This window comes from Burkholderia sp. KBS0801 (genome assembly GCF_005937855.2).
GTDB lineage: Bacteria > Pseudomonadota > Gammaproteobacteria > Burkholderiales > Burkholderiaceae > Burkholderia > Burkholderia ambifaria.
On the sequence record NZ_CP042178.1, the window covers coordinates 2,429,025 to 2,441,192 of the forward strand.

The following is a 12,168-nucleotide window of genomic DNA, read 5'->3' on the forward strand; positions in this document are numbered from 1 at the left end:
TCGTCCTCAGTAGTAGCCGCGCGGACGCAACGGCTCGACGCCGCCGACGTTGCTCATGTAGGTCTTCCACTGGTCGACCAGCGTGCCGATCACCGACGGGTTCTGCGCGGACACGTCGGTCGTCTCGCCGCGATCCGCAGCGAGGTCGTACAGCTGCCAGTGACCATCGAGCGGGCCGAGCGGCGGCTCGGTCCACAACGCCTTCCAGCGACCGTCGGCGCTGCGCAGGTACGCGCGGCCGTACGCTTCGTCGCCGAACGGCGCCGTATGCACTTCACCCGTCGCCGAGCCGGTCAGCGCCGGCAGCAGCGACTGGCCCGTCACCGGATACACGTAGCGGTTGTTGTAGACGACCTTGCCCTTGTTCTGATCGATGCCGGTCAGCGTGTTCACGAGCGGCGGCGCCGGCTGCGACGGCGGCGTGACGCCCGCGAGCGCGAGGAACGTCGCCGTGTTGTCGGTCACGTGCGTGAACGCGCGCAGCGTCGGCAACTGCTGCGTCTGCCCCGCCAGGCGCACGATCGTCGGCGTCGACACGCCGCCTTCGCCCGAATAGCCCTTCGTGAGCCGGAACGGCGTCGCGCTCACTTCGGCCCAGCGCAGCCCGTATTGCAGCCGCTGCGCGTTCTGCTTGCCGTTGTCGGTGCCGAGGGTCGAGTAGATCGGCTCCTGCCCGTTCGCTGTGTCGGTCGCCGTCGGGTCAGCGCCCGAGTCGATCGGCCAGCCTTCCGCGCCGTTGTCCGACTGGAACATGATGAACGTGTTGTCGTATTCGCCGATGTCCTTCAGGTGCTGGATCAGCAGGCCGATGTTGTAGTCGAGGTTCTCGACCATCCCTGCGTAGATCTCCATATAGCGCGCCTGTGCACGGCGCTCGGCCGGGCTCAGGCTCGCCCACAGCTTGTCGACCTTGCCGGTGCCGTAGTCGGTATAGCCGTCGGCGGCCGAATGCACGGCGCTGATGTACTTCGCGTTCGCGGTGCCGTTGTTCGCCGTTGCCGGCGACGCCGACGTCGTTTCTGGCAGGCCGTCGAACGGCCTGAAGTCGGCCGGGATCAGACCGAGCGCCTTCTGCCGTGCGATGCGCGCGTTACGGATCGCGTCGTAGCCCGCGTCGTACACGCCCGCGTACTTGTGCAGCCACGGCTCCGGCACCTGCAGCGGCCAGTGCGGCGACGTGTAGGCCGCGTATGCAAAGAACGGCTTGCCGTCCCGCTTGTTCGAATCGATGTACGAGATCAGCTTCTGCGTATAGAAATCCGTCGAGTAGAACACGGCCGGACTGCCGCCCGCGCCGCCCGGTTGTCCGGGCTGGCCGGGCTGCACGTAGCGGCCGTCCTCCGTGTAGTTCGACGAGCCGGCCGGCTCGTGCGCGAAGTGGTTCGTCGCGGCGCCGCCGAGCAGCACGTAGCTGCGTTCGAAGCCCCATTGGTCCGGCGTCTGTCCGCTGCCCGTCGCGCTGCCGACGATCCCCGAGCCGATGTGCCACTTGCCCGCGATGTACGTGTGATAGCCGGCGTCCTTCAGTAGTTGCGCGAACGACAGCGCGCGATCGTTCAGGTAGCCCTCGTAGCCCGGCAGGCCGCGCCGCTCGTCGGTCGGCACGCCCATCGTGCCTTCGCCGACGAGGTGGTGATCGGTGCCGGAAATCAGCATCGCGCGCGTGATCGCGCACACGGTGCCGGTGTGATGGTTCGACAGGATGCGGCCCGACGCGACGAGCGCGTCGAGGTTCGGCGTGTTGATCTCGCCGCCGAATGCATGGATGTCGGAATAGCCGAGATCGTCGGCCATGATGTACAGGATGTTCGGGCGCTTGGCCACGGGCGTCGCATTGGCCTGCGGCGGCGGATCGCTGTCGACGCCGCCGCACGACGCAAGCGACATCGCACCGGCGATCGCGGCGCAGACCACACGGAAACGAAAGGCAAGCAAGGGCGAAGCGGACTTTTTCATTGTTGTTGATCGCACGATCTACGGGATCGGCGATCTTAGCGTCGCCCGCGCGGCGCCCAAAGTCGGATTCGTCACATGCTAACGGGGCAGGAGAATATGCGGCGCGGCCCGTGTTTTACGACGCGCGCCGCGACGGATGTGTTGCGTCAGCTGCGTCCGCCGAGGCTGCCGCCGCCATCCACCGCGAGCACCTGCCCCGTGACGAAGGCTGCATCGTCGGACAGCAGGAACGCGATCGCCGCAGCCACATCGTGCGGCGTGCCGAGACGGCGTGCGGGAATCGTTGCCAGCACCTTGCGTTCGGCTTCGCTGCCGACCGGCCGCGTCTGGCGAAACAGTTCCGTCTCGATCGGGCCCGGCGCGACCGCGTTGACCGTCACACCGTGCTCGGCGAGTTCAAGCGCCCACGTCCGCGTGCAACCGACGAGCGCGCTTTTCGCGGCCGAATACGCGGTGCGATCGAGGCTGCCGAAGATCGCACGGCTGCATACGTTGACGATGCGGCCATATCCGCGCGCCTTCATCGCGTCGGCGAAATGCTGCGTGACCTGGATCGCCGCGCGCACGTTGAGGTCGAACACCGCCTGCAGCGATGCGAAATCGACCTTGCCGAGCGGCTGCGGCAACGCGATGCCCGCATTGTTCACGATGCCGTCGATCTCGTCGGACGCGCCGATGCGGGCGAGCGTCGTGGCCGTCCGTTCGATATCGGCGAGATCGCACGCGATCAGTTCGCCGGGAAAGTCGATGCCTTGCGCATGCCGCGCGAGACCGATGACGCGATGGCCGCGCCGGGCAAGCAGCGTGCTGGTCGCGAAGCCGATGCCGCGCGACGCGCCGGTAACGAGATAGGTGCGGGATGACATGATTCGTGCCTCTGACGAAAGAATCGAAGACGGTGGGGTGTGCGCTCGCGCACGCAGCGCATGCATGACGCGATCGATTGTGCGTCAGGCGGGGAAAACGCGTACGGTCGTCGTCCGCATTGCGCATCCACGCAAATGCTTTTCCGAATCCGTTATTGGATCGCGCCGCCACGCGTTCATATACTCGTCAGCACTCTCCGATAAAGAGTGCCAACCAATCTCGACGCAACAGAACAGGACGGACAGATGAGCCTACGCCCCTTGCACGACCGGGTCATCGTGAAGCGACTCGACCAGGAAACCACCACCGCCTCGGGCATCGTGATCCCCGACAGCGCCGCGGAAAAGCCCGACCAGGGCGAAGTGATCGCCGTCGGCCCCGGCCGCAAGGACGCCGACGGCCAGCGCCTCGTGCCCGACCTGCAGGTCGGCGAGCGCGTGCTGTTCGGCAAGTACGCAGGCCAGGCCGTCAAGGTGGATGGCAACGAATTCCTCGTGCTGCGCGAGGAAGACATCGTCGCGGTCGTCAATCAATAACGGAGCGCAATCATGGCAGCAAAGGAAATCATTTTCAGCGATGTCGCGCGTACGAAGCTCACCGAAGGTGTCAACATTCTCGCGAACGCGGTGAAAGTCACGCTCGGGCCGAAGGGCCGTAACGTCGTGCTCGAGCGCAGCTTCGGCGCGCCTGTCGTCACGAAGGACGGCGTGTCGGTCGCGAAGGAAATCGAACTCGCGGACAAGCTGCAGAACATCGGCGCGCAACTCGTGAAGGAAGTCGCATCGCGCACAAGCGATGCCGCCGGCGACGGCACGACGACGGCCACGGTGCTCGCGCAGGCGATCGTGCGCGAAGGCCAGAAGTACGTCGCGGCCGGACTCAATCCGCTCGACCTGAAGCGCGGGATCGACAAGGCTGTGGCATCGGCCGTCGACGCGCTGAAGACGATCAGCAAGCCGACCACCACGAGCAAGGAAATCGCGCAGGTCGCGACGATCTCCGCGAACGGCGAGGAATCGATCGGCCAGCGCATCGCCGAAGCAATCGACCGCGTCGGCAAGGAAGGCGTGATTACCGTCGAGGACGGCAAGTCGCTCGCCGACGAGCTCGACGTCGTCGAAGGGTTGCAGTTCGATCGCGGCTACCTGTCTCCGTATTTCATCAACAATCCCGACAAGCAGATCGCCGAGATCGAGAACCCGTACATCCTGCTGCACGACAAGAAGATCTCGAACATCCGCGATCTGCTGCCGGTGCTCGAACAGGTCGCCAAATCCGGCCGGCCGCTGCTGATCATTGCGGAAGACGTCGAGGGCGAAGCGCTCGCGACGCTGGTGGTGAACAACATTCGCGGCATCCTGAAGACGGTCGCGGTCAAGGCGCCGGGCTTCGGCGATCGCCGCAAGGCGCTGCTCGAGGACATCGCGATCCTGACCGGCGGGCAAGTCGTCGCGGAGGAAACGGGACTCACGCTCGAGAAGGCGACGCTCGCCGAACTGGGCCAGGCGAAGCGCATCGAGGTCGGCAAGGAAAACACGACCGTGATCGACGGCGCGGGCGACGCGAAGAACATCGAGGCGCGTGTGAAGCAGATTCGCGTGCAGATCGAAGAGGCGACCTCCGATTACGACCGTGAAAAACTGCAGGAGCGCGTGGCCAAGCTGGCGGGCGGCGTCGCGGTGATCAAGGTCGGCGGCGCGACCGAGATCGAGGTGAAGGAGAAGAAGGACCGCGTCGACGACGCGCTGCACGCGACGCGCGCGGCGGTCGAGGAAGGCATCGTGCCGGGCGGCGGCGTCGCGCTGATCCGCGTGCGGCAGGCAATCCGCGAGCTCAAGGGTGCGAATGCCGACCAGGACGCGGGCATCAAGATCGTGCTGCGCGCGCTCGAGGAACCGCTGCGCCAGATCGTCACGAACGCGGGCGAGGAAGCGAGCGTTGTCGTCGCGAAGGTGGCGGAAGGCTCGGGCAACTTCGGCTACAACGCGCAGACCGGCGAATACGGCGACCTCGTCGAATCGGGCGTGCTCGATCCGACCAAGGTCACGCGCACCGCGCTGCAGAATGCGGCGTCGGTGGCCGGGCTGCTGCTGACGACCGATGCGACGGTGTTCGAGGCGCCGAAGGATGGGGCGCCCGCCGCGGTGCCGGGCGGCCCGGGTGCGGGCGGGCCGGGGTTCGATTTCTGACGATCCGACGATGTGCCGCGGCGTGCCGGTTCGCCGGCATGCGCGGTGTTTCCGAAGCCATGCAACGCGTGGCGACGTCGGTCGTCACGCGTTTTTTCTGCATCGCCCGCACGCAGGCACGGCAGGTCGGCCGGAGTAAGATGAAGGCCCATTCCGCGTCACGGGCCCCAAATCCATGTCGACCACCATCAATGCGTTGCTGCCGCTCGCCGGCGTCCTGCTGCTGAGCGTGGCCAGCCCCGGCCCGAACTTCGTGATCGTCACGTCGAGCGCGGTCGCGCAGCGCCGCGCCGGCGTGATGACCGGGCTGGGCCTCGCTGCCGCATCGGGCACCTGGGCCGCGATCGCGATCGGCGGGCTGAGCCTGCTCGTGACCCACGTCGCATGGGTGCACACCGCGCTGCGGCTGGCCGGTGCGACCTACCTGATCTGGCTCGGCCTGAAAATGGTGCTGACCGCACGCAAGCCGTTGTCCGTTGCCGCGCCGGCTTCGTCCTCCGGCTGGCACGCGGCGAAGAAAGGCTATGTGGTGAGCATGACGAACCCGAAAGCCGTCGCGTTCTACGGCAGTGTCTTCGCGTTGATGGTGCCGGCCCATGCACCGGCATGGTTCGATCTCACGGTCGTCGCGCTGTCGATCGGGATTTCGGGCGCTTGGTATTGCACGATGGCGCTGCTCGCGTCGCATCCGCTCGTGCGCCGGCTGCTGATCAAGCGCAAGGCCGTGCTCGACACGACGGCCGGACTGCTGCTGATGGGGCTCGGCGGCCGAATGTTGACGGGGCGTTGAGCGGTGTTGTCATGGACGGAGCCCGCGAACACGATGAATGGAAACTGCTTTCGCTGCTTCCCCGCTCCTGATACGGACACAGGCATGGCTTCCTGAATGACGATCCCGACGGACGCGGTGCATCGCCGACGCACCACGCCCATCGCCACCTCAAACGATCGGATCGACCACCGTCACCGCCGCGCCGCGCGCCTCGATGTCGCGCCCGGCGAGCAAGCACAAATCCTCGCGATGATGCGCGGCAACTACCTGCACACCGACCGGCACGTCATTGACGATTCCCGTCGTCACCGCCAGCCCGGGTAGCCCCATCGCCGGCAGCGCACGCAGCGTGAGCTGCGCTTCCCATACGCGCTCGAACCCTTCGCGTCCTTGCCTGTCGAGATCGTCAGGGAACGGCAGCTCCGACGACACCGGCAGCAGCAGCACCGCGTACTCATCGAGAAACAGTCGCCATTGCCGCGTGAGCGTCGTACGCCGCACGAGCGCGCGGCTGATCACGTCGGCCGGCAGATCGCGCACCTTGCCGCGCACGGCCGCGATCACCGCGGCCGCGCCCGGATCGCCGTCGCTTTCGACCGCATTCGTCAACGCGTCGAATCCGTCGCCAAGCCAGAGCTGCTCCTGCAACAACGCGGCCTCGCGCATCGGTGGCGTATCGTCGATTTCATCGACTGTCCACCCGGCATCGACGAGCCGGCGCGCGGCATCGCGCAACGCCGCCTCGACTTCGGGCACGACCTGCAGGCCGCCCGGCCGCACGCACAACGCCGCACGCTTCGGTACCGCACGGCCTTCGAACGGCACCGGCACATACCACGGGTCGCGCGAGTCCGGCGCGGCAAACGCTTGCAGCGCCAGCGCGAGATCGTCGATCGTGCGCGCGATCGGCCCCGTCGTCGACATCAACTGCGCTCCGATCGCACGCTCAGGCGACGACGCATTGAACGCCGGCACGCGTCCGAGCGACGGCCGGATCCCGTGCACGCCGCACGCATAGGCCGGGTAACGCACCGAGCCGCCGATGTCGGTGCCGACCGCGAGCGGGCCGATCCCGGCGGCCACGGCAGCCGCCGCACCGCCGCTCGATCCGCCCGGCGTCAGCGACCGATTGCGCGGATTGTACGTATGGCCGTGCACGAGATTCGACGTGAACCAGCGCAGTGCGAACGTCGGCGAATTGGTGCGGCCGAGCAGCACCGCGCCGGCCTTTCTGAGGTTCGAGACCGACGGGCTGTCGGCGCTCGCGATCAGGTTTTCCTGCAGGCGCGTGCCGTTGGTCGTCGCGAACCCCGCGACGTCGACGTTGATCTTCACGGTCACGGGCACGCCGGCGAGCGGCCCCGGATCGTCGCCGCGCGCGATCGCGCGATCGACTTCGTCGGCTTGGCGCCGCACGTCGTCCGGGCGATGCTCGACCACCGCGTTGATCGCCGGGTTCACCGCGTCGAGACGGGCCAGCGTCGCATCCGCCACTTCCCGCGCGGACACTTCACGTTGCCGCACCCGTTTCGCGATTTCAGTCGCCGATAGTTGCCAGAGTTGCTGCGTCATCAGAATGTGCTCCGAGAAACTCCGCCATGCCCCCAACGGGAGCTTCCTTCGAGGCGGATGGCCGGAAGGAGGCGCCGCGCGCCGTTCGCATCGCGGCGCCGCATCGCTTACTGCGTATCGTGCTTCGCGCGCTCCGCGGCCGCGATGATCGCGTCGGCCACGGCCTTCGGCTGGCTCAACATCGCGACGTGGCTGCCGTTCACACGCGCGACCGTCGCGCCGATCCGCTTCGCCATCGTCTCCTGCAGCTTCGGATCGATCATCCGGTCCTGCGTCGCGACGACGAACGTCGACGGCTTCTCATGCCACGCGGCCTGCGTGACCTTCTGCGAAATACAGCCACCGTACCACGGCCCTTGCGTCGCCGCGACGACGCGCTGCTGCGCGGGCGACAGGTCCGGCGCGAAATCCTGCGCGATCGCCTTGTCCGATAGCGTCGTGAAACCACCCGTGTCCTTGCGCAGTTCGCCGGCCCACGCCGGCGCCGGCAGCCCCTGCGTGACGTCGGCGATCGACTGGCCGTTGTCCGGCGCGAACGCGGCGACGTAGACGAGCGACTTCACCTTGTCGTCGTTGCCTGCATCGCTGATCACGACGCCGGCCCACGAATGGCCGACCAGCACGACGGGCCCCTTCTGCTCGTCGATCGCGCGCTTCGTCGCGGCGGCATCGTCGGCGAGCGAGCTGAGCGGATTCTGCACCGCTACGACGTGCAGGCCGCGCGCCTCGAGCAGCGGAATCACACGATTCCAGCTCGACCCGTCGGCGAACGCGCCGTGCACCAGCACGACGTTCGTGCCCTTCAGGTCCTCCTTCGGCGCAGCCTGCGCCGCGACCGCACCGAACAGACCGCCCAGCACCGCCGCGGACACCAGCACCCGTTTCGTCAAACCGACCATCGTCATGCTCCTTCCTGTCGTGTTGTACATCTGAAATGTTTACGTTGCGGCCGCGCCGGCGCTCGGCAGGCGCGGCAGCGGATCACGAATGCGCGTACAGGCCGTTGGCGGCATCCGTGCGTGCGTCGCCGGCTGCGGCGTAGCGGGCGGCCGGCACCGACGCGGCGGCGACGTTGTCGCCCTGCGACTTCGACGGACCGTTCTGGTCCGAGCGCGCGACCTGCTGCGCGGCGACGGCGTTCTCCGCGGCGGCGATATCGTCCGGGTAGTTGGCTTCGCCGCTGGCGGGGCTGTAGCCGGCCTTCTCGAGCCGGACGAGATCGGCGCGCACGTCGGCACGCGTGAGGCCGTGGCCGGTATCGGCGAACGACAATGCGGGGATCGAAGCGAGGACGGCAACGGCGAGGATTCGAGCGACTTTCATGAGTGTTCTCCTAAAAGGAAGTGGGTGTATCGAACATTCGGCATCCGATCCAGATGGCTGGCATCGAACGTTTCCTGCATGTCGACAGTAGAACCCGCCCACGTATCCGGCATGTTTCCGAAACCGGTGCTTCCCGCATGCCAGTTTTTCAGGAGGGGCCGCAGACACACTGCGATACAAACCCGCATGCCGATCCATCTCCCGTCATCCGCGCACGACAAAAAAAGGCGTGCCTCGCGCGGCACGCCATTCCGTCAAGCCGATCCCGTCAAATCACATCACGGCGCCAACCGCGTGAACACGAAGTCGTGATTCTTCACGCGCGCCTGGTGACACGCAAAGCACGTCTGGTGCTGACCGATATCGGCCGGCACGCCGTTGATGAAGCGCCCGAAGCCCCAGCCGCCCGTCGACGCATAGCGACGCGAATCCTTCACCATCACCTGCACGGTGGTCGCCTGGCCCGGCACGGTCGCCGGCGGGAACTCGTCCGACTGCTTGCGCTTGTACGCGAGCTTCACGAGGATCGTGCCGTCCGGAAACGGCAGCGTCGACTTTTCGAGCGCACGCATCGCGACGGGATTGCCGAGCACCACGCGCAATTCGTCGAGCGGCGCCGCTTCCTCGGCCGGCGCGACCATTTCCCACTTCCGGTAGCCGGGCGGGATCGTCACGCCGTAGATCGGCGACGCGGCCGGCTTCGGCTGCTCCGCGAACGCGGCCGGGCCGCTCGCCGACAACGCACCGGCCAGCAACACGCCCGCAACGAGCGCACGGCGCGCGCGGTGACGCACCACTCCGATATGCGCCCGCATCACAGATGCTCCACTTGCAGGATCGCCTCCGCGAACGCCTGCGGCGCTTCCTGCGGCAGGTTGTGGCCGATGCCGCCGGTGATCGTGCGGTGCTGGTACTTGCCCGTGAACTTTTTCGCATACGCGGCCGGGGCCGGATGCGGCGCGCCGTTCGCATCGCCTTCCATCGTGATCGTCGGCACGGTGATGACCGGGCCGGCTGCGAGCCGTCGCTCGATGTCGTCGTATTTCGCCTCGCCCTTCGCAAGACCGAGGCGCCAGCGATAGTTGTGGATCACGACAGCCACGTGGTCGGGGTTCTGGAACGCCGCGGCGCTGCGCGCGAAGGTCTCGTCGGAGAACTGCCACTTCGGCGACGCGAGCCGCCAGATCAGCTTGTTGAACGCGTCGAGGTTCTCTGCGTAGCCGAGCGCGCCGCGTTCGGTCGAGAAGTAGAACTGATACCACCACTGGAGTTCGGCCTGCGGCGGCAGCGGCTTGGTGTTCGCCTGCTGGCTGCCGATCAGGTAGCCGCTCACCGACACCAGCGCCTTCACACGCTGCGGCCACAACGCCGCGATGACGTCGGCCGTGCGTGCGCCCCAGTCGTAGCCGCCGAATATCGCACGGTCGATCTTCAGCGCATCCATCAGCGCGACGATGTCGACGGCCGTCACCGCCTGCTGACCGTTGCGCAGCGTGTCGGCCGAGCGGAACGTCGTCGATCCGTAGCCGCGCAGGTACGGCACGATCACGCGATAGCCGGCCGCCGTGAGCAGCGGCGCGACGTCCGCGTAGCTATAGATGTCGTACGGCCAGCCGTGCAGCAGGAACACGACGGGGCCGTTCTTCGGCCCGAGATCCGCATACCCGACGTTCAGCACGCCCGCGTCGATCTGGTGGATGGTGCCGAGCGACGCCGCGCCGGCCGCGCGGTTCGTCGGTACATCGGGCGCCGACTGCGCATGCGCCAGCGAGCCGAAGCCGAGATCGGCGAGGCTCAGGCTTGCGATTGTCGTACCCAGGATCAGGCGGCGGCGGCTATTCACGGTATCAGGCATGACTGGTTCTCCATTGTCGATCGCTAAGGAAGGGGCCCGCGGCAGGTGCAGGCGCTCCGGTATCGCCGTTCACGCCGGCCGCGCATTGCTTCGCGCCGCCGTGTGAATCGCTTCACCGGATTTATATCCGAACCATTCGGACGCTTTGTATCCCAACGTATCTGTGTTCGGATACGACACAGAGCGATTCAAAAAACGCCCGCGAGGCAGTGCGTTTCGGGGCCCGCGCAACACACGCGCCCGCTTGCCCCGATGCGGAGACGAACGCGGGCCGGCATCGCAACCGGCCCGCGCGCACCCGTCGAGCCGTGCTTACGCGCGACGCAACGGCCGGAACCCGGCACGCACTTCGCGTGCGAACAGCTCCGGCTCTTCCCATGCCGCGAAATGGCCGCCCTTGTCGACTTCGTTGAAGTAGATCAGGTTGTGATAGCTGCGCTCGGCCCAGCTGCGCGGCGCCTGGTAGATCTCGCCGGGGAACACCGTGATCGCGGCCGGCAGCGAGATGTCCACCGCGTTGAAGTTGTTCGAGTGATCCTCCCAGTAGATCTGCGCGGAGGACGTCGCCGTGTTGGTCAGCCAGTACAACGAAATGTCGTCGAGGATCTCGTCGCGCGGAATCGAACGTTCGGGTACACCGCCGCTGTATGTCCACTGCGAGATCTTGTCGTACATCCACGCAGCCTGCCCCGACGGCGAATCGGCGAGCGCGTAGCCGACCGTCTGCGGACGCGTGACCATCATCGCCGAGTAGCCGCAGTTGTCGCGATAGAACGTCGCGAGCTTCTCGTACGCGGCCTTCTCCTTCGGCGACAGCGATGCCGGGGCCGGCGCGTCGACCTGGAGCAGCGTCGCGATGTCCGGCGGCACCGTCGCCGGCATGTTCACGTGAATCCCGGCCAGGCCCTGCACGCGTTGCATCGCCATCCGGTGCGAGATCACCGAGCCGCAGTCGCCGCCTTGCGACACGAAGCGCGTATAGCCGAGGCGCGCCATCAACTCGCCCCATGCGCGCGCGATGTGGTCCGAGCCCCAGCCCGTCTTCGTCGGACGGCCCGAGAAGCCGAAGCCCGGCAGCGACGGCACGACGACGTGGAATGCATCGTCGGCGCTCGCGCCGTGCGCGGTCGGGTCGGTCAACGGGCCGATCGCCTTCACCAGCTCGAAGACCGAACCCGGCCAACCGTGCGTCATGATCATCGGCATCGCATTCGCGTGCCGCGACCGCACGTGGATGAAGTGAATGTCGAGCCCGTCGATTTCCGTGATGAACATCGGGAAGCCGTTCAGGCGCGCCTCGCCCTTGCGCCAGTCGTAGTCGGTGCCCCAGTAGCGCAGCAGCGCCTGCATGCGTGCGAGCCGCACGCCCTGCGATTCGTCGGCGACGGTCTCGCGGCCCGGCCAGCGTGTCGCGGTGATGCGGCGGCGCAGGTCGACCAGTGCGTCATCGGGGATATGGGCGGTGAACGGGCGTATGCCGGTGTCGCCGGTTGCCGCATGCAGCGCGGTGGGCAGCATCGCGGATACACCCGCGGCCACGGACGTGGCCAGCAGGTGCCGACGCATCGGGGAAAACGGTGTGGAAGACATCGCTCGGCATCTCCTTTCGTGAGGTTGAAAGTGAACATGCCGCG

General features: G+C 67.0%; 11 protein-coding genes. 3 read left to right on the plus strand and 8 right to left on the minus strand.

Translation table 11 applies throughout. The features are described 5' to 3' along the window. Positions 1–6: 6 nt before the first annotated feature. Positions 7–1,956: an arylsulfatase gene (locus tag FFI87_RS27755; protein ID WP_138849982.1), complete on the minus strand. Its 1,950-nt coding sequence runs from the start codon at positions 1,954–1,956 to the stop codon at positions 7–9. Positions 1,957–2,102: 146 nt separating this feature from the next. Continuing rightward, positions 2,103–2,822, minus strand: a complete 720-nt coding sequence (locus FFI87_RS27760) for an SDR family oxidoreductase (protein ID WP_012365345.1) — start codon at positions 2,820–2,822, stop codon at positions 2,103–2,105. Between the two features lie 246 nt (positions 2,823–3,068). Between FFI87_RS27760 and FFI87_RS27765 the strand changes: the two genes are divergently transcribed. From FFI87_RS27765 to FFI87_RS27775, 3 genes are all read left to right on the plus strand, one after another. Beyond that, complete coding sequence (locus tag FFI87_RS27765) at positions 3,069–3,359, plus strand: co-chaperone GroES (protein ID WP_006749630.1); 291 nt, start codon at positions 3,069–3,071, stop codon at positions 3,357–3,359. A gap of 12 nt (positions 3,360–3,371) precedes the next feature. Continuing rightward, a complete protein-coding gene (gene groL / locus FFI87_RS27770; RefSeq protein WP_138849981.1) occupies positions 3,372–5,012 on the plus strand; it encodes a chaperonin GroEL in 1,641 nt (546 codons plus the stop codon). Between the two features lie 175 nt (positions 5,013–5,187). Next, complete coding sequence (locus FFI87_RS27775) at positions 5,188–5,802, plus strand: LysE family translocator (protein ID WP_012365343.1); 615 nt, start codon at positions 5,188–5,190, stop codon at positions 5,800–5,802. Between the two features lie 150 nt (positions 5,803–5,952). Here the strand turns inward: FFI87_RS27775 and FFI87_RS27780 are convergent, their stop codons facing one another. The 6 genes from FFI87_RS27780 to FFI87_RS27805 all read right to left on the minus strand — a co-directional run bounded on the left by FFI87_RS27780 (position 5,953) and on the right by FFI87_RS27805 (position 12,124). After that, positions 5,953–7,356: an amidase family protein gene (locus FFI87_RS27780; RefSeq protein ID WP_138849980.1), complete on the minus strand. Its 1,404-nt coding sequence runs from the start codon at positions 7,354–7,356 to the stop codon at positions 5,953–5,955. Positions 7,357–7,463: 107 nt separating this feature from the next. Next, positions 7,464–8,255 carry an alpha/beta fold hydrolase gene (locus FFI87_RS27785; protein ID WP_138850268.1) on the minus strand — a complete coding sequence of 264 codons (792 nt, stop codon included), beginning with the start codon at positions 8,253–8,255 and terminating at the stop codon, positions 7,464–7,466. 82 nt (positions 8,256–8,337) lie between these two features. After that, positions 8,338–8,679: a DUF4148 domain-containing protein gene (locus FFI87_RS27790; RefSeq protein WP_012365340.1), complete on the minus strand. Its 342-nt coding sequence runs from the start codon at positions 8,677–8,679 to the stop codon at positions 8,338–8,340. A gap of 278 nt (positions 8,680–8,957) precedes the next feature. Beyond that, the gene (locus tag FFI87_RS27795) at positions 8,958–9,494 is read right to left on the minus strand and encodes a cytochrome P460 family protein (protein ID WP_138849979.1); all 537 of its coding nucleotides are present in this window, start codon (positions 9,492–9,494) and stop codon (positions 8,958–8,960) included. Then, positions 9,494–10,534, minus strand: a complete 1,041-nt coding sequence (locus FFI87_RS27800) for an alpha/beta fold hydrolase (protein WP_138849978.1) — start codon at positions 10,532–10,534, stop codon at positions 9,494–9,496. Before FFI87_RS27800 ends, FFI87_RS27795 begins: the two co-directional genes overlap by 1 nt. 312 nt (positions 10,535–10,846) lie before the next feature. Next, the gene (locus FFI87_RS27805) at positions 10,847–12,124 is read right to left on the minus strand and encodes an epoxide hydrolase family protein (protein ID WP_006749613.1); all 1,278 of its coding nucleotides are present in this window, start codon (positions 12,122–12,124) and stop codon (positions 10,847–10,849) included. Positions 12,125–12,168: the final 44 nt, after the last annotated feature.